This is a genomic window from Paraglaciecola mesophila, from assembly GCF_009906955.1.
GTDB classification, from domain to species: Bacteria; Pseudomonadota; Gammaproteobacteria; order Enterobacterales; family Alteromonadaceae; genus Paraglaciecola; species Paraglaciecola mesophila_A.
Genome location: NZ_CP047656.1, coordinates 3,536,963 through 3,561,405, shown reverse-complemented (window position 1 = coordinate 3,561,405; position 24,443 = coordinate 3,536,963). Strand labels below are relative to the sequence as shown.

18 protein-coding genes are annotated in these 24,443 nt (G+C 44.1%); 12 read left to right on the top strand and 6 right to left on the bottom strand.

Annotation, left to right across the window (positions count from 1 at the left end):
- Positions 1–23 precede the first annotated feature (23 nt).
- The 3 genes from FX988_RS15315 to FX988_RS15305 form a co-directional block, all read right to left on the bottom strand.
- Positions 24–1,517 carry a tryptophan halogenase family protein gene (locus FX988_RS15315; protein WP_160181002.1) on the bottom strand — a complete coding sequence of 498 codons (1,494 nt, stop codon included), beginning with the start codon at positions 1,515–1,517 and terminating at the stop codon, positions 24–26.
- Positions 1,518–1,909: 392 nt separating this feature from the next.
- Entirely contained in the window at positions 1,910–4,834 is a 2,925-nt protein-coding gene (locus tag FX988_RS15310; protein WP_160181001.1) for a TonB-dependent receptor, read from the bottom strand.
- A 204-nt stretch (positions 4,835–5,038) separates the two neighbouring features.
- A complete protein-coding gene (locus FX988_RS15305; protein ID WP_201751676.1) occupies positions 5,039–6,259 on the bottom strand; it encodes an MFS transporter in 1,221 nt (406 codons plus the stop codon).
- Between the two features lie 343 nt (positions 6,260–6,602).
- Here FX988_RS15305 and FX988_RS15300 point away from each other — a divergent pair, with 343 nt between their 5' ends.
- On the top strand, positions 6,603–8,543 hold the full coding sequence (locus FX988_RS15300; protein ID WP_160180999.1) for an amylosucrase: 1,941 nt from the start codon (positions 6,603–6,605) through the stop codon (positions 8,541–8,543).
- Between the two features lie 26 nt (positions 8,544–8,569).
- Here FX988_RS15300 and FX988_RS15295 read toward each other — a convergent pair whose 3' ends face one another.
- Entirely contained in the window at positions 8,570–9,544 is a 975-nt protein-coding gene (locus tag FX988_RS15295) for a LacI family DNA-binding transcriptional regulator (protein WP_254700630.1), read from the bottom strand.
- 451 nt (positions 9,545–9,995) lie between these two features.
- On the opposite strand from FX988_RS15295, the gene FX988_RS15290 reads away from it, so the two are divergent.
- The 7 genes from FX988_RS15290 to FX988_RS15260 all read left to right on the top strand — a co-directional run bounded on the left by FX988_RS15290 (position 9,996) and on the right by FX988_RS15260 (position 16,244).
- Positions 9,996–11,327, top strand: a complete 1,332-nt coding sequence (locus FX988_RS15290; RefSeq protein ID WP_160180998.1) for a sugar porter family MFS transporter — start codon at positions 9,996–9,998, stop codon at positions 11,325–11,327.
- Positions 11,324–12,907, top strand: a complete 1,584-nt coding sequence (locus FX988_RS15285) for a glycoside hydrolase family 32 protein (RefSeq protein WP_160180997.1) — start codon at positions 11,324–11,326, stop codon at positions 12,905–12,907. Before FX988_RS15290 ends, FX988_RS15285 begins: the two co-directional genes overlap by 4 nt.
- A 204-nt stretch (positions 12,908–13,111) precedes the next feature.
- A complete protein-coding gene (locus FX988_RS15280) occupies positions 13,112–13,774 on the top strand; it encodes a glutathione S-transferase family protein (RefSeq protein WP_160180996.1) in 663 nt (220 codons plus the stop codon).
- 69 nt (positions 13,775–13,843) lie between these two features.
- Entirely contained in the window at positions 13,844–14,038 is a 195-nt protein-coding gene (locus FX988_RS15275; RefSeq protein WP_007985042.1) for a CPXCG motif-containing cysteine-rich protein, read from the top strand.
- A 24-nt stretch (positions 14,039–14,062) separates the two neighbouring features.
- On the top strand, positions 14,063–14,419 hold the full coding sequence (locus FX988_RS15270) for a hypothetical protein (RefSeq protein ID WP_160180995.1): 357 nt from the start codon (positions 14,063–14,065) through the stop codon (positions 14,417–14,419).
- Positions 14,388–15,431 carry a hypothetical protein gene (locus tag FX988_RS15265; protein ID WP_160180994.1) on the top strand — a complete coding sequence of 348 codons (1,044 nt, stop codon included), beginning with the start codon at positions 14,388–14,390 and terminating at the stop codon, positions 15,429–15,431. The genes FX988_RS15270 and FX988_RS15265 overlap by 32 nt, the downstream gene beginning before the upstream one ends.
- 144 nt (positions 15,432–15,575) lie before the next feature.
- On the top strand, positions 15,576–16,244 hold the full coding sequence (locus FX988_RS15260) for a hypothetical protein (protein ID WP_160180993.1): 669 nt from the start codon (positions 15,576–15,578) through the stop codon (positions 16,242–16,244).
- Positions 16,245–16,352: 108 nt separating this feature from the next.
- Here the strand turns inward: FX988_RS15260 and FX988_RS15255 are convergent, their stop codons facing one another.
- Positions 16,353–17,750 (bottom strand): PhoH family protein, encoded by a 1,398-nt coding sequence (locus FX988_RS15255; protein ID WP_160180992.1) that lies wholly within the window; start codon positions 17,748–17,750, stop codon positions 16,353–16,355.
- A gap of 349 nt (positions 17,751–18,099) precedes the next feature.
- Between FX988_RS15255 and rapA the strand changes: the two genes are divergently transcribed.
- From rapA to FX988_RS21775, 4 genes are all read left to right on the top strand, one after another.
- Positions 18,100–20,931, top strand: coding sequence for an RNA polymerase-associated protein RapA (gene rapA, locus FX988_RS15250; RefSeq protein WP_160180991.1), 2,832 nt, complete (start codon positions 18,100–18,102; stop codon positions 20,929–20,931).
- A gap of 14 nt (positions 20,932–20,945) precedes the next feature.
- Positions 20,946–21,602 (top strand): bifunctional tRNA pseudouridine(32) synthase/23S rRNA pseudouridine(746) synthase RluA, encoded by a 657-nt coding sequence (gene rluA / locus FX988_RS15245; protein ID WP_160180990.1) that lies wholly within the window; start codon positions 20,946–20,948, stop codon positions 21,600–21,602.
- 225 nt (positions 21,603–21,827) lie between these two features.
- Positions 21,828–22,688: a DUF3530 family protein gene (locus tag FX988_RS15240; RefSeq protein WP_254700792.1), complete on the top strand. Its 861-nt coding sequence runs from the start codon at positions 21,828–21,830 to the stop codon at positions 22,686–22,688.
- A gap of 155 nt (positions 22,689–22,843) precedes the next feature.
- The gene (locus tag FX988_RS21775) at positions 22,844–23,176 is read left to right on the top strand and encodes a hypothetical protein (RefSeq protein WP_254700629.1); all 333 of its coding nucleotides are present in this window, start codon (positions 22,844–22,846) and stop codon (positions 23,174–23,176) included.
- Between the two features lie 9 nt (positions 23,177–23,185).
- Here FX988_RS21775 and FX988_RS15230 read toward each other — a convergent pair whose 3' ends face one another.
- Complete coding sequence (locus FX988_RS15230) at positions 23,186–24,439, bottom strand: AmpG family muropeptide MFS transporter (protein ID WP_160180988.1); 1,254 nt, start codon at positions 24,437–24,439, stop codon at positions 23,186–23,188.
- Between the last annotated feature and the right edge of the window lie 4 nt (positions 24,440–24,443).

Sequence of the window (24,443 nt, the reverse complement as noted above, 5' to 3'; positions counted from 1 at the left end):
GTATAACGCAAAATTAAGGCACGTTAACCCTGTTTGGTATATCGCGCTAAAAATTCATCATGAGATAGCATTTGCCCCAAAGGCTGTTGCTTGGCTGATTGAATTTTCTGCATGATCCCCAACAACTCTTTTTCATTAGGCACATTGGCCGCTGGGTGATAGTCCTGGGGTTCAATTCCTTGACCGAGCATGACTTGCAACCAAGAGGCATCCCTAAATATGTCGAGAGGGTCGTTAAAAATGGTTCCAGCGCTTTTGAATATGGCAATTTTTTGTTTCAACCTATCCGGTATGACCATTTCTCGTCTGTCTTTCCAAAAATCAGAATCGTTTCGTTCGTTCACGTGATAATGCAAAATAATAAAGTCAGCGATAGTGGCAAATTCGGCCTTCGACTCTTCATTGTAGCCATCGATGACGCTTTGCTCGATCGTCTCGTTAGGAAACATTTTTAATAACCGCACAATCGCAGATTGAATAAGGTGAATACTGGTAGATTCTAATGGCTCTAAAAAGCCACTTGAGAGACCCACTGACACAACGTTTTTGTGCCATTGCTGGGCCGTTCTTCCAGTTTGAAACTGTATTTTACGTGCCTCATCTAAGGGTTTGCTGTCTAAATTACTCATCAAGGTTTGATGGGCATCGTCATCTGATAAATACGACGAACTGTAAACGAAGCCGTTGCCGTTTCTGTGCGTTAACGGAATACGCCACTGCCAACCTGACGCATGGGCAATACTGCGGGTGTAAGGTAAGGTTCGCTCAAAGCGTTCGCTGGGTACAGCTAATGCCGTATCCGCTGGTAAATAGTCTTTCCAGCTTTCAAATTCGACTCCCATCGCTCCTTTGATTAGCAAGCCTCTTTGGCCGGTGCAATCTATGAATAAATCGCCCTCTATTTGTTGGCCGCTATGCAACTGCAAGCCGGTAATGAAACCCGACTGCTCGTCACGCTGCACATGCTCTATTTTACCTTCTATTCGGGTTACCCCTGCCTTTTCGGATAGTTTGCGCAAGTACTGTCCATACAAACCTGAGTCAAAATGATAGGCATATTGCATTTCGTATACTGGGTTTTGCGTGTTGATTTTATTGAATTTTTGTTGTTCACAGCACAGATAATTCAAATCGAAATCCCACAGGGGTGTTGTCATGCCTGCCTGCTTGGCGCGCAGCCAATAATGTTGAAAACTACAAAATCCCATGTTCGTGCCTGGCGCACCAAACGTATGGTAATAGCTCTCACCTTTGACTCGCCAGTTTTCGAATTTTATCGCCAGCTTTATTGTGGCTTTCGTTTCTCGTAAAAACTCTTTTTCGTCTAAACCTAAATAGGTGTTAAATGTGTGTATTGGGGGAATTGTTGCTTCGCCAACACCTATGATGCCGATCTCTTCAGATTCAACCAATACAACCTCAACCTGACTCTTTAAGACCTTACTGAGCATGGCAGCGGTCATCCAACCTGCCGTACCACCACCTGCTATGACGACTTTGCGTATCGGCGCTGCCATATTCCACACCCTATAAATTTACAGTGACTTATCATACCATTCCACGTTAATAAGTGATCACTCAGCGAGAGTTTAAAAGGGCTTAAACAAGGCGCATGACTGAATGAATAGTTGTTCTCTTTCGAAGTCATGCAACGCATGTGTAAGCCCTTTTAAAACCCGCCTGCAAGGAATGCCCCAGCGGCTTTTGCTCTGCGTTCTCACTATTTGCAAGAGAACAACCATTACTACATAGCGACGCCTTAATCAAAAACCGCTGGACGCATTCTGAGACGGTCACTTATTAATGCGGATTGGTATCATACTCATGTTTATGCGTTAAATGCACAATCTGACACATAAAAAAGGCCCCAAAATTTCGTAAACTGTGGGGCCGAGCAGCAGTGTTTTAATTAATAAAACGCGTAGTTAACGTTAACCATGTAAGATGGGCCAAATTGACGACGAGCCGTGACTATACCGTTGGTATCCACTGTTTCCTCATCCACATCAGTCAAATTGGTGCCTTGTAATGAAACACGTAGACCTTTGAGGTAATCTATATCAGAGTCTTCAAAGTCGTAGCTAATTTGCGCATCGACTAAGGTTACGCCGTTACGCTGGGCCGTTTCAATTTTATTTGAACCGCCACGTTGGTATGTAGAGTAATCAGAGCGATCGGTACCGGCGACACGTATTTCAAAACCGTCCATCGCATAGTAAGCAGTCAATGAAAAAGTGCGATCAGATTGGCCAACAAGCGGTGAACCATCATCTAGTTCTGCATCGATGAAAATAGCCGATGCTGCAACACCAAAGCCATCTAGGCTGTCACTGAAAATGTTGAATGGCACATTACCTGTCAATTCGATTCCCTTTACTTCTCCTTTGAGGCCGTCTTCAAAGAATGAATAGGTGCCGTAATCAGGCGGAGTGATCAAATCGCCTTCATTGTAGAAAACCCCTGCAGGATCATGCTCCCCCGTAAACACAGCTAATCTGTCGTGGAACCCAGGAATGTAGTAATCAGCACCGTCATTTGTTTCGTCGTTTCTGAAGTTAATCAATGAGCTATCACCACTGCTTTCTTGAGTTAGATTAACAAGATCTTTGTAGAAAAGAACCGCTGATAAATAGCCTTCATCTTCAAAGTAATGCTCAAAAGACAAGTCAAAGTTGTTTGACTCTAATGGGCGCAACTCTGGGTTACCGGCAAACTTAGACCATGGTGAACCAAAGTCGTTAACCGCCTCTACGGTATTAGGAATGGCGATAAGTGTAATATTTTGGTCAAACTTCACGAAGCTTGATGCTTTCATTTGATCTATACGCGCACGGCTAATCGCTTTGTTCGCAGCAAAACGAACGAATTGGTTTTCACCAACCTCAACACTCACGTTTAAGCTTGGCAGCACATGGCTATACTCGTCCCCACCAGAAACAACGCATGATTCATCAACCTGTTGATCGTTGTCATCGTCACAAACCGCAAAGTTTGCCCCAACAATACCGTTATAACCGGTAGAGGACTGATCCGTTTGTACGTATTGCAGACCCACGTTACCCATTATCGGGAAGTCAGCAATCTCAGTGTTGAAATCGACTTTTGCGTATATCGTTGTGACTTCTTCTTCTACTACATAGGTGTCGCCTAAACGATCAGGTTCAAGTAAACCAGCATCATTATATTGGTACTCACCATCGTTGTATGGAGCAAAACCGTCGTAGGCAACAACTTCGCCTAAACCAGCCCAAGTTAAATCGGCTAATCCGTTGTACACATATTGAGAAGGAATGGCATCAGAGAAAGGATATGAAGAAGCCGTTACGAAAAAGCCTTTATTGTCTTTACTCTTATAGCGATCGCTGTAGTTAATACCTGCGGTAACGGTATGAAAAATGTCACCGTCGAGTAAGCCAACCACTTCAAATTTGTAGGTGGTTAACTCTTCTTCGAAATCAGCATAGTTTAAAAAACCATCTTGTGCTTGAACGTAACTATACGGGTCACCATTAGCCATCAATTCTGTTGTGGCAAAATTATCTGCAAGGTTTTTCAAGCCGCCGCCCCAAGCTTGCGGCCCAGTTAATTGAAGAGCGCTTGGGTCTGAGAATGCCTCTAAGCCCGTCGAACCAGTAAAGTAGATGCCGTCTTGGCTCATCTCGAATTCACGTGTACCAAATTGAGAAGGGTCAGTAGCGTCTAATGCACCATTACGAGCAAGGCCAGAATATGACTCCCCTTGCAGGTCGCGCTTAGTTGACTCACTTCTTGCCACATCAAGTTTAACCGACCAGTTGTCGTTTACGTGATATTCCACGTTTAAACCGTAAACAGATAAATCACCGTCTTTCTGCTTAGGATTGTTGATCAATACAGAGTTTGCATTAATTTGCGTACCTGTGGTGTTGAAGCCTGTACCTGTTACGTTTGTGGCTTCAAAAGGTTCGACAAAACCACGAATAATACCTGAGTCAGAAAAGCTGATATCCAACGCATCAATAATGATATTTAAACTATCATTAGGTTGAAACTGCAACACGGCTGAAACAGTGTCACGGTCGAGCACTTGGCTTTGCACATTGGTATCTAAGCCAGATGGTAATATATGCCCATCTTCATTAGGTGGGTTGTACCCCCACACACCAAATTTACGCTGGTTGTTGGGTGATTCAGTGGTCGCCAGTGCTACGGCTAAACCAATGGTGTCGTCGGCAAACTTTTCAACGAATGAAAGCGATAAACGATGGCCGGTGTTGTCAAACTCAGGGTTGTCTGACTCGCGGCCAGCAAGCTCATAAACTCCGTTAACTGTTAGGGTCTCTTGAGCTTGTAAAGGACGCACAGTTTGTAAATCAACTGTACCACCAATGCCTTGCACCATTAACGCCGCATCTGTTGTTTTATAAACGGTAGCACCTGTCATGATCTCTGACGGATACAGGTCGTATTCGACACCGCGGTTATCGCCGATACCGATTAACTCACGACCATTTAAAGAGGTACCCGTGAAATCTTCTTTAAAACCACGGATAGAAATACCTGACGTACGCCCACCTACTCTTTCACCTGACATGCCAGGCAAACGCGCTAATGACTCAGCGATAGACGAGTCTGGTAATTTACCAATATCCTCAGCTGAAATAGCTTCTACGATTGAAGTATTCTCCATCTTTACCGCCTGAGCCCGAATAAGCGAACCTCGAATACCTGATACTGAAATGACTTCAACATCCTCGGCTTGTGTAGTTTCCTGTGCGAGAGAGACGTTTGAATACATAGCCGTTGAGACAGCGATAGACAACAATGCTGGTTTAAAAAAGTGTGTGTTCTTCATGTGTTACCCCATTAATTTGTGTTACAACGCACCCAATCAAAGCATTGTTGAATAGACGCCGTTATACCGTTAAAGACGACCAGCGCACTGGTTGCCTAATATTTATCAAACCTTCAGTACCACACCGAAATTCGGTGCTTATTCATCCCCAAGCGATAATGCAGCTTGGCGTTTCAAATAACGTTTGTTTTTCTTTACATGCATCTAATACTTCGCACCGTACTCTGCCTTTTCAACGATGGCTAAATGGCGTTCAGTCGGGTTAAAAATGAAGTTCAGTAATAAGCCAATAAATAATATGCAGGCAAAACCGGTTGCAACGATAAAGCCGTATTTTGCGTCCCCCCCGTTAGCATCACTGACCATACCCATGATGAAAGGGCCAGCAGCTGCGCCTGCAGCCGTAAAGAACAAGATAACCCCAGCGACAGTGCCATGCTCATGCTTAGCAAAGCAGCAGATCCCTTTAGAATTAAAGGTAGGATAAATTACCGACATAAAAACGCCTGTCAGTGGAAAAAGGTACAAAGCGACTTCCTTACCGCCCACCAAGCCGCCAATAAAGCATAGGGTGATAGCTAAGCTAAATAACATCAGTACCAGTGCCCAGTTAAAGCGCTGCATCATCCAAATGCCAACAAACCGCCCGACTGCTCGCAGTGAAAAGAAAATAGATACGGCATACACCGCAAGCATTTTTTCGGGACCGCTGGTATAACAAGAAAATGAGTCAGAAATATTGACCGCGTCACACACTAGGTAACTTGGCATCCACACGTAGATAGCGCTCTCAGCGGCGACATACAAAAAAGCCCCAATAGAAAATCCCATGGCATAAGGATTTTTCAGTAGTTTCAGGCTGCTCATGAAATTAACCGGTTTATGGTGTGTAGCAACAGGTGCATGCTCTGGGTAATTGACTTTCCATGCCATTAAAATAAGCAAAGTGCATAAGCCACCAGCAAGAACATAAAGTAATTTCCAATCAACCCCTTCTCGTACCATCCAAGCGACAATGAGCGGCCCAATAATAGCTCCAACACCGAAGAAAGCTTCTGCGCCATTCATTGTGCCCGTGTGCTCTTTTGTAGAGCGAGAAATATCGCCAATGAGAGCCAAAGCAGCTGTTTTAAACACACCAACCGCCAGGCCAGACAATGTGATTAGCCCTAAAATAAACTCGAAGCTATTGCCCACCAAAAACAAGTAGCACGACAAAGCAAACAAAGACAAACCTAAGGTAATGGTTCTTTTTCGGCCGAATCTGTCAGCCAAAAACCCTAAAAACAGACCAGAAAATGCAATACCAATCATAAACAATGAATGCATCAAGCTTGCTTCTGTATTTGAGACGTCAAACTCTCGTTTGACTTCTTTGATGATCTCGCCCACCGAGTCAGATGTCATCGCGAACATCATGAACATTAAATAGGTGAGCCAGCGAATAAGCGTAGCGTTACTTGTATTTGAAACATTTTTCACTGCTTATTTCCTTTAACGTGGAACTTTTGCCTCTAGAGACAAGTGTTGGTGAGCAAGTTGCTGTAACACAATCACTATAGTCAATTAACAGTCATACCTGTGCATGCTAACGACTATTGGAAACATCAACTTAATCGTTTAAGATTCAGTTAAATAAAATTAACAAATAAAACTAGTATTGTAAACAGCCTGTAAAAAATAAAACAAAAACCGTTTACAATGCGCTGCAAACGTACTATTAATCGCACACCAATCAAACTTAATCGTTTTAGATGATGTAAAAACTATGAATATTAAACTCGAAAGTAAACGCACCTTATCGCGCATTTTAGACGGCTTAGATTTAAGCGCTGTGCCTAAACGTGAGCAAACTATATTTATCAATCGAATGAATGAGCAATTCCCTCGCTTATTTTCGCTACTCATCGATATATACGGTAACAAGTATGATTTTTTCTACTACCTGCAAGAGCTGACGCAAACATTAGTCAATGGATTCAACCAGCGTTCTAAGGCGCTCAAGAAAAAAGATAAAATGAGATTGGCCAATCCTCATTGGTATCAAGGTGAAAACATGTTGGGCATGGCGTGCTACGTAGATTTGTTTGCTGGTGATTTGAAGGGCTTACAGCAGCGCATCCCTTACCTAGTCGAAACCGGCGTAACTTATTTACATTTGATGCCGCTCTATGATTCACCTAAAGGCGACAGTGACGGGGGTTATGCGGTCTCTGATTATCGCAAGGTAAATGACACGCTCGGTACCAATAAAGATCTAGAAGCATTATCAAAAGCACTCGGTGAAGCGGGTATTAGCTTGGTACTTGATTTTGTGTTCAACCATACCTCGGATGAACACCCTTGGGCACTCGCTGCCAAAGCGGGGGACCAGAAGTATCAAGAATTTTATTATATGTTTGATGATAAGCGTGTTCCTGATGAGTACGAAAAGCATCTCAGAGAAATTTTTCCTCAAGTGCGTCGCGGTAACTTCAGCTGGAATAACGACAGCAACAAATGGGTATGGACTACCTTTAATAACTTCCAATGGGATCTGAATTACACGAACCCAGCTGTATTCAATGCCATTACAGATGAGATGCTGTACTTAGCCAATCTAGGATGCGAAGCGCTGCGTTTAGATGCATTAGCATTTATTTGGAAAGAAATGGGCACAAACTGTGAAAACCAAGATAAAGCGCATAAGCTGATCCAAGCCTTCAATAGCTGCCTGCAAATTGCGGCGCCTGCTGTGGTATTCAAATCAGAAGCCATAGTACACCCTGACGAAGTCTTAAAGTACATTGACAAACAGGAATGCCAGTTGTCCTACAACCCATTGTTAATGGCACTCATCTGGAACACGCTAGCCACTAGGGATACCCAATTACTGACTGAGTCTATGCAGAAAAGCTTTGAAATATCGCCGGACTGCGCTTGGGTGAATTATGTTCGGTGCCATGATGATATCGGATGGACATTCGACGATGCAGTAGCCCAGCAACAAGGTGTGAACGGATATGACCATCGCCGTTTTCTTAATCAGTTTTACACAGGGCGTTTCGAGGGCTCGTTTGCGACTGGCGTTGCCTTTGGTGAAAACCCAAGCAATGGTGACTGTCGTGTCTGTGGCTCTTTGGCCTCGCTGGCCGGTTTAGAGCAAGGAATTCAGCAAAATAATGAAACATTGATTAAGCACGCCGTTGCCCGAATATTAATGGTTCACAGCATCATTTTAAGTATAGGTGGCATTCCGTTGATTTACTCTGGTGACGAATTGGCCCTGCTCAATGATTACAGCTACGAACAAGACGTCAGCAAAAAGCATGATGAGCGCTGGGTACAACGGATTGCCGTTACAGATACAGACATTCAAGCCAGTCAGAAAAAAGACACACCGCAAAATCGGGTGACTAATGGTTTGCAAAACCTCATAGCGTTACGTAAACGCCACAACGTATTTGGTCAAGCCGCAACTCATATTATCAATACTCACCAAAGCGCACTATTTGCCTATCAACGTATGGCAAATAATGGCACAGCATTGCTGGCTATCTGCAATTTCAGCGAGCATAAACAGCAAATATCAAGTAGCACAATTGGATTAGGGAATGGCGATGTCTGGCACGATTTGCTTTCTGAGGTGCGGGTTTCCCCTGCCCCCCAAACACTTGAGCTAGCGCCCTATCAGGTGATGTGGTTACTCAATGCTCAGCCCACTGAATAGGACTGAGCAGCGAGTTGTTTACTCACTTAATCGCAACTCGCTCTAATCACCAGTCGCGTATCAAGGACAACACTGTCTTTGTGCTCTTTGTCTAGAAGCAACCGGGTAGCAACCCTGCCCTTTTCTGAGCTTTGCTGACATACAGTAGTCAAACTAGGCGTACTACGCTGCGCTTCGGGAATATCGTCGAAGCCAGTAACGTGTATTTGTTCGGGGATAGAGATGTCTAAATCATTGGCAACACGCAATGCGGCAAGTGCAATCACATCACTCATACACAATATAAGATCAGGCAAAGGATTGAGGGTCAATGCTTCTCGTGCCGCAATTTCCGCCATGTCGGGGGTATTCACCGGAATGTGCCAAATTTGACTGGGTATAAGTGATAGATTTAGCTCGTCGCATGCTCTCATATATCCCTTTAAACGACTACGTGAAATCTCTTTTGATTCCACTTGCATGTCCTGTGCGGTCAGTCTGCAAATACGTTGCGACTCCACTAAACGTAGCCCTAATACTGCAATGTTCAGTGGTTTCTTAGCCAAAGCATGGCTAGCAACCATGTAGGCACCTTGTTCGTTATTGATATTAACAGACTCACTGTCCTCGGTTTCAAAATCCACAGCGATGATTGGTTTCCCTGAGCGTTTGACCCGCTCAAATATATCGCCACTGGGTGCCCCATAAAAAATAAAGCCATCAGGGAGTGACTCAGCACTGCTTTGTTGCAGCTCGTCTTGAGCACTAGAGAGCAATAGCAACTGTTTTTGATTTTCTCCCAGTAGCTCTGCAACACCTTGTAAAAACTGGCTTGCAACGGGGTCACATAAGCTGTAGCTGATCGAATCAGCCAGCACAACGGCAACCACACCTGATTCGCCTTTGCGTAACGAGCGCGCGGCGAAGTTGGGCCCGTGATAGCCTAATTCAGCTGATTCGCGCAGAATGCGTTCGCGTAATTTCGCTGAAAGTTGGTCCGGCCTATTGAAGGCATTAGACACTGTCGCGGTCGATACGCCCAGTTGCTGTGATACCTGTTTAAGATTAAGTTTTTTTTTGATGATTATTTTCCCTTAAAGCGCAGCGTTATGTTGGTTGGCGAAGAGCAAACAGACACAGAAAAAGCGAACATACCCGCCTGTTTTTAGTATCACGAAAAGGTACAACCTCGACCTATCTACATTACTCTTTTTTATTCACGCCAAAATACCCAATTTCATTCGATTAATGAACTTAATTTGATGAAAAAGCACATTTCGAAACCGTGTTATTTAGTTGTTATAAAATATTTACAATAAAAACACAACAGGTTACCATCTCAAAACTTAATCGTTTAAGAGGCGATAGGTATTGAGTTCTAAAGTTTACAGTGCAAAGAGCTCTACTCAATGTCTTTGCCGTTCTAAACAGATAAAAATTTAATTTACGCATACAAAGATAGAGGGATGTACAGTGAATAAAATCACGTTTTGGGCAATAACTGTCGCCGTTGCAGGATTTCTATTTGGCTTCGATACCGCGGTTATTTCAGGCGCAGATAAACCCATTCAAACCCTATGGAATATGTCGCCACTCTTTCATGGTTTATTCATCATGTCGGCTGCATTATGGGGAACAGTGTTAGGGGCGTTAGGTGGGAATTATCCTTGTGACAAATATGGCCGAAAGCCAACGTTGGTTGCTATAGGTATTTTGTATCTTGTCTCGGCCTTAGGTTCAGCACTTGCTACCGATCCCTATACTTTTGCCTTACTGCGCTTTATTGGCGGCATAGGTGTGGGTATTTCCTCTATTGCCGTACCCGCTTATATCTCCGAAATAGCGCCAGCGTCACACCGTGGTCGATTAGTGGCCATTTACCAATTTCAAATCGTATTTGGCATTTTAGTTGCCTTCCTCTCAAACTTCGTCTTATCTGCATTACTAGACTTTGATTGGCGAATGATGCTTGGCATTGAAGCAGTGCCCGCCTTGGCTTACTTGCTGCTCATACTTAAAGCACCAGAAAGCCCCCGTTGGTTGATCTTACATGGTAATAATTCTGCCAAAGCTCAACAGATCCTCACGTCACTGGGTGAAACTCAAAGTGGACGAATCGTTAATGAGATCATGACAGAGAATCAACATATACGACCCGGCCGTTTATTCAGTTCTGCTTATCGTTTTCCGATCATGTTGGCGTTTTTGCTTGCAGCGTTTAATCAACTGTCAGGCATTAACTTTATTATTTACTACGCACCTAGGGTTTTCGAACTGGCTGGACTAGACACCAGCGCTTCCCTTCTATCTGGCACCGGAATAGGGTTGATTAACTTACTCTTCACCTTTGTTGGAATTTATTTGATTGACCGAGTAGGTCGAAAAACGCTTATGTATATTGGTTCCATCGGCTACATCATTTCACTTGCTGTAGTGACATGGGCATTTTACACAGCACAAGGAGGCATGGTCGTTGTGTTTTTTGTGTTCACATTTATTGCATCCCATGCAGTGGGACAAGGCGCTGTTATCTGGGTGTTTATAGCAGAAATATTTCCCAATAAAGTGCGCTCTAAAGGACAATCTCTCGGCAGCGGCACGCATTGGGTCTTTGCCGCCTTAATCACCTTATTTATGCCCTATTTCCTGTCTGAATATGCTGCAAGCACGGTATTTGCGTTCTTTACTTTTATGATGGTCTTACAGCTTATATTTGTGTTTCTGCTCATGCCTGAAACAAAAGGTAAATCACTTGAAGCACTTTCAGCAATACTGACTAAACCCACTAAGGAGAGCCACCAATGAAAACAGTTATGTTAGGTCTAGTAGCTTGCGTACTATTCGGATGTTCAGGCCAATCATCGACGCCCGTCACTTCAGAAATTATTGGCAATCTTGACCGCGAAATGCACAGACCGACCTTCCATTTTACGCCGCCGGCTAACTGGATGAACGACCCAAATGGCATGGTGTATTACGCTGGCGAATATCACTTGTTCTATCAATACCACCCTGATTCAACCGTTTGGGGTCCCATGCATTGGGGGCATGCGGTAAGTGATGACATGCTAAATTGGCAGCACTTACCTGTTGCTCTATATCCGGATGAGTTAGGAACAATCTTTTCAGGCAGCGTGGTGGTGGATTGGAACAACACCTCCGGTTTAGGCAGTAAAGACAACCCTCCTATGGTTGCTCTATTCACTTACCATGACGTTAAGGGAGAACAAGCAGGTACGCTTGATTTTCAAACCCAAGGGCTGGCATATAGCTTAGACAAAGGCAGAACATGGACCAAATATAACCAAAACCCAGTGATGAAAAATCCAGGTTTGAAGGATTATCGTGATCCAAAAGTATCTTGGTACGCCCCGCAGCAAAAGTGGATAATGGCGTTGGCGCAAGGAGATCATATTGGCTTTCACTCCTCGAAAAATCTGATAGATTGGCAAGAGGAAAGTACATTTGGTGAAAAGATAGGCGCTCATGGCGGTGTATGGGAATGCCCTGATTTATTAGAGATGACAATTGCCAGTACGGGTGAGACAAAGCACGTATTGCTCGTAAGCTTAGTCCCGGGGGCACCCAATGGCGGTTCAGGTACCCAATATTTTGTGGGTGATTTCGATGGTAGTAAATTTATCGTAGATCCTGATTTTTCTGAGCGCTTAGCCCAACAAGAGGCGCTCTGGCTTGATTACGGTACAGATAACTATGCCGGCGTCACATTTTCCGACGTTCCCGATGCAGACGGCCGCACCTTATTTATGGGTTGGATGAGTAACTGGCTTTACGCCAGAGACGTTCCAACCAAGAAATGGCGCGGCAGTATGACACTCCCGCGAAACCTAGTGTTACAAGAAACAGCACTAGGTCTGCAGCTATTCTCTAAGCCTGTATCTGAACTTGACAATATTAGTCAACGTGTCGCTGAGCATAATAATGTTGAAGTCAACAGCACCACTGATTTATCTACATTACTAGGCCAGATAGAAGAAGCACATCGCCTCAAGGTAACGGTAAAAAGGCAAGAAGCGAGCACACTGACCTTCAATTATAAAAATCAAAGCGAACAGCTATCAATACGCCTTGATGCGAGTGCAGGTACTGTGACTATCGACCGCGCAAAATCAGGAGCAACAAAGTTTGAAGCGCATTTTGCCAACCCGCAAGTCGGTGTGATCAGCCCTAGCCTAGATGCCTATTCGTTCGATATTATTTATGATAAAGCATCAATTGAACTGTTCGTTAATAATGGAGAGTTATCGATGACAGCGCTAGCCTTTCCGTCAACGCCATATAGTGAAATTACGTTTTCAGCCGATGGACAAGCCCTAATCGAACAAATCAGCATGGACAAAATCATCTCGCAACAGGTGAAGTAGCGCTGAATAGCCGGTCAAACCCACATAGGTTCTTATCTCGCTACGTGGGTTTTACTGGCAATTGCTGACCGTCTCATTCGATAAATGCACTGCTCTGTGTCGTATACCCCTTGTTCACTTATACCCTTCTATAAAGAAAATAACATTGCTCCTTGCCAGGAGGTGAAGCAAGCTAGAGGTACATACCCAACTTTGAGATTACGCATGCTTAAATTATATGGATTCGACGTCAGCAATTACTTCAATATGATCAAATTGGCTTTAGCCCACAAAGGGTTAGATTACGACGTGGTTACTGTTTACCCCAACCAAGAGCCTGAATTTCTGACTAAAAGCCCCATGGGCAAAGTCCCTGCGCTAGAAACTGAAGACGGCGTCATAGTTGAGACGAATATCATCATGGAATATCTCGACGCTAAATATCCAGATAAACCACTCTATCCTGCTGATCCTTTCGCCCAAGCCAGAGTCAAAGAACTGGTCAAATTCATGGAGCTGTATTTAGAGCTACCAGCACGGCGCTGCCATCCCGAAGCGTTCTTTGGCGGTAAAGTCAGTGAGGAAACACGTAAAGAAGTGAAGCGTGCGCTATTTAGAGGCATGACGGGCCTAAATAGACTCGCCTCTTTCTCACCTTATGTGGCAGGTGACACATTTAGTGCGGCAGATATTATGTTTTTATACAGCGTCGATTTAGCCGCTGGTGTTGCACATAAGTTGTATGAGGTTGATTTACTGGATGGCTCAACTGGAGCTAAAAACCTTATGGCCAAATTAAACGAGTTACCTGAAGTGCAAAAAATTGCTGCCGATCGCAAGGCCGCCAATAAAGCCTTTGTGGAATATGTAACAAGTTTTCAAAAATAAAGCACGATAAACGGTAGGAAGATTACCCAATCTTCCTTTACCATATAGGGCTCATATAGGAGTACCAAAATGAGCCTTACATCAAACGCTGAGTTCAGTTGCCCATACTGCATGGAAATCAATGATATAGAAATTGATCAAGACAACGATGTCAATCAGCAGCAAATTGTAGATTGTCAGGTTTGTTGCAGTCCTATAGAAATCCTCATTACCCAAGACAGTGATAACGACTTCATTATTCACGCTCGAACCGACAGCGAATAGCCTGTTTTTATACGGAGTTCTACTTTGATTGATATTTTCCATGCGTCAGACTCTTTACGACGTAAATTACACACCATAGACAACGAGCGCGACTTAATTCAGCTCGTGATGAAAAACCTAAGTCAGTATCGTTTCGCCACTCGCGTTGAGCACAGTGAATTAGATATTGCGTTTGCAGCCTCTGGTGGACCCAGTCATTTCGCCAATGATGATGCTGCAGATGTTGCATGCACTCCACAGGTGAATCGCCCCACTGAATTCAACGACATCTTACTTGAGCGTCAAACTGGCTATATTAACCTGTCGACTCCGGCTGGTTTTATCCCCTTAGTTGACGCAGTAGAGCGCAATGGTTTCTTGCATAAAAAACTACTTAGCTAAAAATACCCAATCATGCAAACACAATGGCGGCCTTACAGGCCGCTTTTTAGCTCGGCGTATAAAAGGTGTTTTGGCCAATTTATTACCTTTATCTCTCGCGATTATGACGCCTTTGCACTTTGCTCACAGCGAGCAAATCAGCTTTAAGAAAGCCTCCCTCGAAAACGACATTCAATTGAGCTACAAGTGGCGTGACCAAGCGAATGAAAATCATCAGATTTCATTTATCTTGCCTGTGGAACAGTTAAAAACCCGTCATCATAAACGCTTTGTGCCAGAGCAAGTGATCCGCTATCAACAAATTGCCATGCTCAAAGAGCGAAACAAAATTGACGCCAAAGATGCACGTATCGAAATAATCCGCATAGGTGGAAGCCTGCAACTTAGCGTGCGAAGTCGTTCTGAAGAACAAGTAAAAAAATACCAAAAACAACTGCTGCAAGCCAAAGATGATGCCTTTAAACAATATTTGGCCGATAATTACTATACTCAATTCAGTAATTATCTGGGCCAGGAAGGCATCAAACCAGACCATTTGCGTTATATAAAAGAAAACCAATCAATTTTAAAACCTTTCGCCGAAGCCATGTATGCAGAAGCCTCTGAGAGCCCAGATATACGGGCTTTTCTTAACTTATTGTTAAGTTGGTTACAAAGTATTCCTTATGATGATTTAGAAAGCAGAGTGTCCTCTAATGGTGCTGGTTTTTCCCCACCTTTAACTCTGCTCAGTAACAATCAAGGAGATTGCGATAGTAAGTCTGTACTGATGGCCAGTGTTATTCGTGCACTATTCCCTCACATTGAGTTAGTCATGCTTTATTTACCTAACCATGCTCTACTGGGTATCGCCATTTCCCCGCAAAAAGATGAAGAAAGTATGCTGATAAATAGCGAAGAATATTTATTGATGGAGCCCACAGGACCAGCGCTTTTTTCATTGAATCAGGTTGCCCCAAGCAGCCAACGTTTTCTCGATACCCGCATGTACAGCTACGAAATCATTCCTTAACGCAATAGATTCGTCTTTATTCAGGTACCGCTCGCTATTTTTTGTGGAGCAAATGAAACAAGAATTGATAATTGCCATGTGCTTATCAACTGCACTGGGGTATATCTGCCCTGAAGAATATTGTTTCTAAAAGAGTAAGTCCTTATGACCCCATACGATATCGCACTGTTAGTCCATATTTTACTTTTCTGTTATTGGCTCGGGGGTGATGTGGGGGTGTTTTATTCCAGTCAGTTCGTTATAGACGACAAGCTCAGCAGAGAAACGCGCCTAACTGCCGCCAAAATTATGCTTGGTTGTGATTTAGTGCCAAAAATATGTATGAGTTTGATGTTGAGCGCCGGAGGAATACTTGCACATTACTTAGGCATAGAGCATCAACCCTGGCAGTTCGTAGGAATTCTTTTATTAGGCCCTGTATGGCTCACCATGGTTTTGGTGCTGCACTATAAACACAACGCTAGCTATATTCCGTTACTGACAAAGATCGATTTTTATTTTCGCTGGGCGATGATTGCTACGCTAATCGCCTCCACTATTTATGCCTACAGCACTGGGCGCTTAGCTGAGGCTCCTTGGATTGCCGTCAAGCTATTAGGGTTTGCCTTTTTGATTTTTTGCGGCCTAATGATTCGCGTAAATTTAAAAGAATTTTCAATCACATATGCCAAAATCTTGCAAAAGACTGATGACAGTGCTGATAACTTAAAAATGGCTCGTAGCCTGAAGAAAGTCAAACCTTGGGTTATGACCATTTGGCTAGTGCTGATACTTGAAGCCTACGTGGGGATAGCCAAACCCTATGTGGGTTAATAAGACCCATAAAAAAACCCCAGTAATTAGAAGTCCAACTATTGGGGTTATTTCACAAGGCCGCCTCTACTTTATTAATTGATTACTGCTTAGCGCAATGAAGAGCAACTATAACTGCTCCTCAGCAAACTCGGCCAAGCGACTGCGCACCACACCATCTAGATTAATCGTAGCGCTACCCGAGAAGTTTTTAAATTTCTCCACTATGTAGGTTAAACCTGATGTCACAGCACTCAAATAGTTGCTGTCTATTTGCGCTAAATTGCCGCTACAAATCAGCTTAGTCCCCTCACCGCAGCGGGTGATAATGGTTTTAAGCTGGGATGCAGTGAGGTTTTGCGACTCATCTAAGATCACGATCGCATTTTGAATGCTTCGACCGCGCATAAAATTAACTGACTTAAACTGAATATTGGCTTTTTCCATGATGTAACTCATAGAGCCTTTCACATTTTCATCATTTTTGTGTAGCACTTCTAAAGAGTCTGTAATGGCCGCCAACCAAGGGGCCATTTTCTCTTCTTCTGTACCGGGTAAAAAGCCAATGGATTCGGCAATTTCTGGTGTGCTGCGCGTGACAATGATCTTGTCATACATATTTTTTTCAACGACCATTTCTAGCGCAGCAGCCAATGCGAGCAAGGTTTTACCACTGCCTGCAGGGCCAGTTAAAATGACCAGATCGATGTGCGGGTCGAGTAATGAATGAAACGCCATCGCTTGCCCGATATTTTTAGGAGTAATTCCCCACGCTCGTCGGCCCATTAAGCGCTCGTAGCCCAAATCAAGTACATCGATTTCTTTCTCAGATACGGATTCCACCAATCCTGCGAAGTGTTCAGTGTCATCGAGCAAATACTCGTTCACATAGGCTTCTGGTAAGACATCACGAGCGAGCGTGTGAATGGTATCGCGACCTTCAGTGCGACTATCCACTGCCGTCACTTCATTCCAAAAATCGCCATTGAAGCGATGAAAGCCTTTAGATAAATATTTGATATCACTGACTAACTGATCCGTTCTGTAGTCTTCTACATGGGCTAACCCTGCACCTTTGGCTTTTAGCCGCATGTTGATATCTTTGGTCACTAAAGTGACTTGTCTAGGATGATATTGGGCTTGCAGGTGCAGTGCAGTATTAATGATACGATTGTCGTTTTCATCGCTAGTAAATACATGCTGGTCAGCAGGCAAAGCATGATCGACAAATATTGATAGACTGCCTGTTGGTGCTGTTTCCCCGACGCCTATTCCTTGCATGGTAACGCCTTCCATGAGTTGCTCTGGCGTGGCGTCATGCAATAAGTCTTCCATGGCGCGAATAGACACGCGGGCATCACGAGCAACGTCTTTTTTACTGTCTTTGATGTAATCAAGTTCTTCAAGAACCGTCATAGGTACAACAACGTCATGTTCTTTGAATGATAAAAAGGCGAGGGGTTCGTGCAGGAGGATATTGGTATCGAGTACGTAAATTCTTGTATCTAACGCTTTTTTTTCTGGCATTCGTCACTCCGTTTGAATAAAAGGCACTGCAATACAAATCACCAAACAACAGCCAATAGGTATATCACTTAGCTGTGATTGACCATCTGTTACTGAAACAATAAACCACTTTTGCTCCTTAATCATCTACTTTTATCGTATGACGTTTATGTGAATGAATTGGTTAAAACACGAGCAGATATTAACGAATTTCCTCTTGAAAGCTTGGGTTAGAGCCTTTTAAGCACATTATGTTTATAAGAAGGTGGATTGACCTCCATCCCTAAGCACTATTGGTATACAATGCGCGCCGAAATTATTCCGCCCGCATCAAAAAGTCAGTTATGCATACACTGTTGGGAGACACTCTATGGCGCAAAAACATTCATTCGCACTTGGTCAACGTTGGCTAAGCGATACCCAAACAGAACTTGGCTTAGGTACAGTGGTATCGGTTGATAATCGTGCGGTAAGCCTGTTATTTCCTGCTACCGGAGACAGTCGAGTTTACGCTAAACAAAGCGCCCCTCTTACGCGTATTACATTTGGTGAGGGCGACAATATTACCAGTCATGAAGGCTGGGAAATGAAAATCACTAGCGTCACCGAGCATAACGATATGCTGACCTATACTGGCGTGCGTCATGACACCGAAGAAGAAGTTAACTTAAAAGAAACCTTTATTGACCATCACTTTCAACTGAACCAACCTGAACAGCGCCTATTTGCTGGGCAGTTTGACCACCCAAAATGGTTTGATTTACGTGAGCAGTGCTTGAATCACCAATACAGCCATAGTACCTCTTCACTATTGGGCTTTGTGGGTGCCCGCGTTGACTTGATTCCACATCAGTTACACATAGCAGCCGAAGTTGGACGCCGCTTCGCTCCGCGAGTTTTGCTGGCTGATGAAGTGGGTTTGGGTAAAACCATTGAAGCTGCGTTGATTATTCATCAGCAGTTACTGACAGCTCGCGCTGAACGCGTTTTAATTGTTGTGCCGTCTAGCTTGGTACATCAATGGCTAGTAGAAATGTTACGCCGAGTTAATCTGGCATTTTCAATTTTTGATGAAGAACGTTGCAGCGCCATGTCAGGCGAAAGCGGTAATCCCTTTGAATCTGAACAACTGGTTATTTGTAGCCTAGATTTTTTAACCCACAACAGCCGCTATTACGAATTGGCCATGCAAGCCCCCTGGGATTTAATGGTGGTCGATGAAGCTCATCACCTTATTTGGAGTGAAGGGCAGCCCTCACAAGAATACCAAGTCGTTCAAGGGTTAGCCCAAGTCACAAAAGGCGTGTTGCTATTGACCGCTACCCCTGATCAGTTAGGTCACGAAAGCCACTTTGCGCGCCTACGCCTGCTGGACCCTGCTCGTTTTCATGATTACCAAAGCTTTGTCAAAGAGGAGCAACAGTACAGCACATTAGCCCAAGCGATTTCGCCCCTGATGTCAGGCGATGCTCTAAGCCCTGAAAACATATCCGCGATTGAATCTTTTGCCAAAGACGAAGACTTGGGTGATATCAATGGCATGTCCACAAGACAAAAAACGCAGTTGTTACATACTTTGTTAGACCGCCACGGTACAGGTCGTTTGCTGTTCCGCAATAGCCGAGCTGGGGTCAGTGGTTTCCCAGATCGCAAATTATTCACCTATAGCCTAGAGCAGCCAGAAGAATATATTACCGCTCAAGATGAAGATCCAACCAACTTGGCGTTGCATCTAACTCCTGAACGCAACCCTGACTTGGTTAATAGCTGGTTCAACTTAGATCCAAGAGTCGATTGGTTCATTGATAAACTGCACGAGCTTAAGGGAGAAAAAGTACTGACAATCTGCGCCAACGCAGGGACGGCATTGCAGCTGGCGGAAGTGTTGAGGGTAAAAGCTGGGACGCGCGCAACTGTGTTTCACGAGGGCATGGGGATCGTAGAGCGCGATAAAGCAGCAAATTATTTTGCCCAAACTGAAGAAGGCGCCCAAGTACTCATTTGTAGCGAAATAGGCAGTGAAGGCCGCAACTTCCAGTTTGCTCATCACTTGGTATTATTTGATTTACCTCAAGTGCCTGATTTGCTTGAGCAGCGTATCGGTCGTCTTGATCGTATTGGTCAAACCCACGACGTATGTATCCATGTGCCTTATTTTGATATGAGTGCTCAACAAGTTCTGCTTGATTGGTACCATCAAGGGCTAAATGCCTTTGAGCAAACCTGCCCCACAGGCATGACGGTATACGAAGAAACCCAAGAGTTGCTACATAGTTGCTTAATGTTCCCTACAGATTTTGCGGCCAGCGAAAACCTGATTAATCAAACCGCTAGCCTGCACAAGCAACTCAAAGAGCGTTTAGAACAAGGTAGAGACAAACTACTTGAGCTTAATTCATCGGGCAAAGGACGAGTTGAGAAATTGCAAAAAGAAATCCTTGCGGCTGAAGACTCTCCTACGCTTGAGTTATTTATGACCCGCTTGTTTGACACACTCGGACTTGCTCAAGAAGACAAAGATGAAAGTTGCTACATTTTACGCCCCACAGAGACCATGGTAGCGACATTACCAGGGCTTGATGAAGAAGGCATGACGATTACGTACGAACGCACCACCGCAACCCGTTTAGAACATGTGAATTTCTTCAGCTGGGATCACCCAATGGTGCAACACGCCATGGAAACCGTCACCACAGAAATCACCGGCAAAAGCTCAGTGGCATTAGGGGAAGACAAATCCCTACCAGCAGGGGCGTATTGGCTAGAATGTTTATTCGTGCTGTCAGGCAAAGCAGAAAAGTCACTGCAACTTGACCGCTTCTTGCCACCGACACCAATTAAAATCTGTGTTGATACCACTAATAGCGTCATCGAAAAGCAATTTACCAAGCTAGACAAAGTGCGCGGCAAAATGGGTAATCAACTGATCAAAGCCTTAACGCCCCAGTTGACCAAAGCGTTAGCGGTTGCACAAAACCAAGGCGAGCAAGATGCTGAAAAGGTACGTAAGCAATGCCAAAAGCAAATGAAGTCGTTGCTTGGCGGTGAATTAAAACGTATGCAAAGTTTACAAAAAGTGAACCCATCAATTCGTGATGAAGAAATTGAGCACCTTCAACAACAAATTGACGACTTGAAGCAGGTTATTAGTGACGCAAGGGTTAACCTAGAAGCCATCAGATTGATAGTCAACAACCCTTAAGGTGAACTAAGTTCATGGCCATAGTGAATTACGCGCCGCCTACGCGGCCCTATCTCAATATTGTGTTTAAGGATGAACACTTACTGGTACTCAATAAACCCAGTGGTTTATTGACCGTGCCAGGCAAAGCCCTTGAACACAAAGATAGTTTAGAACTCAGAGTACAGCGGGTTTACCCCACAGCCCGCATTGTCCATCGTCTCGATATGGCCACCTCAGGTTTATTGGTGATGGCCCTTGATAAAGACACCCATCGTCACTTATCAAAACAGTTCGAGCTCAGGCAAACCCGTAAAACGTATATTGCCAGAGTTTTTGGTGAGGTAAGCGGTGAACGAGGCAGCGTAGACTTACCTTTAATATGTGACTGGCCAAATCGGCCTAAACAAATGGTCTGTCAGCAAAGAGGAAAACCTTCATTAACCCATTGGCGCGTGGTAGAACGAAATGACAACAGTACGCGCATGGAGCTCACCCCAGTCACTGGTCGCTCTCACCAACTACGAGTACATATGCTGAGCTTAGGTCACCCTATTTTAGGCGATAGATTATATGCCCATGCTGATGCGTTGAAAATGGCGCAGCGCCTACAGCTACACGCCCAAACCCTAGGTTTCACTCATCCAGTCACTGAGCTCCCTCTCACGTTAAGTACGCCTGTTCCCTTTTAGCTTTGCAGTTATACCAGTTCCATCAAATAATTAAGCACTGAGCGAATATTTATTTGAACTGGTATTATTTGCTCTGTCATTAAAGTTCCCCTACACAGCGCCCGATAAAAAAGAATGACTCATTGCAACACAGCATGAATGAACAAGCATCACATCAAAAGCATTGCTAGACTATTCGACCATCACGCAGTCCTAACGGGATGTATGCTTGTGTTTTGCATCCTGATGGCCAGCAGTTTTGCTTATGCCAGCGCACTGACTGATGTGCAGCGTCAGCTTTTCCCTGACCGAGCAAAAATACTTGAAGTTAACAACACAAGCCTTCCTTTAATTGAATCGTTAAATACGACTGCCAATTTATACGGTGTGGCCATATTGGTCGGCGAGTCAGGCCGACCGCCTGCCAGCCAACAAAATCTCGCGATGTTAACCCAATCCTTAAATAATTTGGGCTGGGTAACCATGCAGATATCCCCACCGACCGTGGGCTTTGAACCAGATCTAGCAGACCCTACAAAAAGCGAAGAACAATCACAGGAGCAAACTAACGACACAGCGTCACAAGTTGATCAGCCAGCTAATAGCCAAGCAACCTCTAGTGCTCCGTCCACTCCAAACTCACCGCAATATCAGTTACATCGCATCAGTAATGCTCACTTTTTGCTGCATGAGCAAGCGCTTCGAGAACGTATATCAGCAGTCATGCGGCGCGCTCAGAACTACTCTGGGTTTCGCTTAGTTATCGCTCAAGGTACCAGCGCGGCTTGGATGATTAAAATGTACGCCGAGGAACAAATTCCTAGTCCAGATGCGTTTGTCGCGATCAGCGCATTCTGGCCACAACGAAACCTAAATGCCTTGATTTCGACTTACACAGCGAATACCCCAATGCCATTACTCGACATTTATTCCGATCATGACAATAACTGGGGTTTAATCAGCGCCTTAGAGCGTAAAAACAGCGCCAACAAAAACCTGAAATTAGATTACCGCCAACGCCATCTTACCCACACATTCAACACCCAATCAGACAGTGAGTTTGTGAGCAAAGAAATTTACGGTTGGCTGCATTATTTAGGGTGGTGAGCTCATTTCCATCAATGTAGTATTCATATAAAACACTTTATTTATCATGTAGATAACTAAAAAACGTATTATTTTTTGTATATTCATTAAACAAAATGCATTCAAATCACTATACTTTTGGCTAATTCGACTTATGAGTACGAGGGCATTAGGCAGTGATAAGCGTACAAAAATTTTTAAATATTAAGTCTCAACAACTTGCATATTTTGTTCGAGCATTTTGGAATGACCGTATCGTATACAAAGAATTAGATCTGTACTTCTGGGACACCATGGAAGAATGGTCTCAGGTCAGTCACTTGGCAGATCAACCCAGTTCGCAGCAAGAGAGGGTATTTTGGTACGTGCTACATCAATTACATTTTTGGCCTGAGCAACACCTGCGCGAAGACAGCACCCTGCGTAACGATCTAGATTTGTGCGTGAATTTCTTAGAAAGCCAAGAAGACTATCCGCTTCCTTTCGAATACTCTGGTGCAAGACCTTAACCTCTCAGGTTAAGGCAATGCATCATCCACTTTCTTTTCATTCCATGGCGCAATTTTCAGGAGCATTAACATCCCGGGAATAGCGCAAATAAAGCAAATAATAAAAAACTGCGTGTAACCTACCGCTTCGATCACATAACCTGTGGTTGCACTAACAAAGGTACGTGGCACAGCAGCAATACTTGAAAACAAAGCAAACTGAGTGGCAGTAAAGTGACGATTGGTAGATTTGGCCATAAAAGCAATTAATGCGACCGATCCTAACCCCACGCCAAAGTATTCAAAACCACTGGCGATCGCCAACACCAGATGGTTGTATCCCACCATGGACAACATGACATAACCTAAAATCGAAATAAGCTGAAAGACGCCAAATACCCACAAACTACGATTTATTCCTAACTTAATCATTGCGATGCCACCAAGAATCGTTCCTGCGGTGGCGCCAATCGTTTTGGCAATTTTAGCGATAGAGCCAATCTCTACTGTAGAAAACCCCATATCGAGGAAAAATGGCGTTTCCAGTGCGGTCGCCATACTGTCACCCAGTTTGTAAAACATTATAAATAACAAGATGAGCACTGCTTGCTGCCAACCTTGTCGCTGGAAAAACTCTACAAAAGGTTCAACAACGGCAGAGCGAAGCGTTTGAGGCTCCTCTCCTGCTTTAGAGGTTTCGTTTATCATCAAGGTCGTTACCAAGCCCACTAACATAAACGCCGCAACACTCAAATGGGCCACCGACCAAGGGTAAAAGCCGGCTAGAATCATGGCTAACGAGCCAGGTACAAATGAAGAGATTCGATAAGCTTGGGCATAAAAACCGTTGCCTGCGCCTAACTCATCATCAGGCAGTAGCTCGCGGCGATAGGCATCAATGACAATGTCTTGACTGGCACTGAAGAATGCAATGGCCGCAACAATCACAATGATATGGCTGATGTCTGTTGCAGGGTCGTAAAAAGACAGCATACTCATCAATACAATAAGTGCGACTTGGGTAATAAACATCCACCCCCTTCGCCTTCCTAGTACCGGTATTACGAAGCGGTCCATGACCGGCGACCAAATGAACTTCCATGTATAAGGAAACAGAACAAGGTTAATTAGGCCAATGGTAGACAAATCAATATCTGCAGAGCGAAGCCAAGCAGGAACGAATTGGATGAGTAAGTACAGGGGTAAACCAGAGGAGAAACCAGTGCAAATACAAATAAGCATACGCTTATTTAATAACGCCTGGCGTAACGTTTTATTATTCATAACA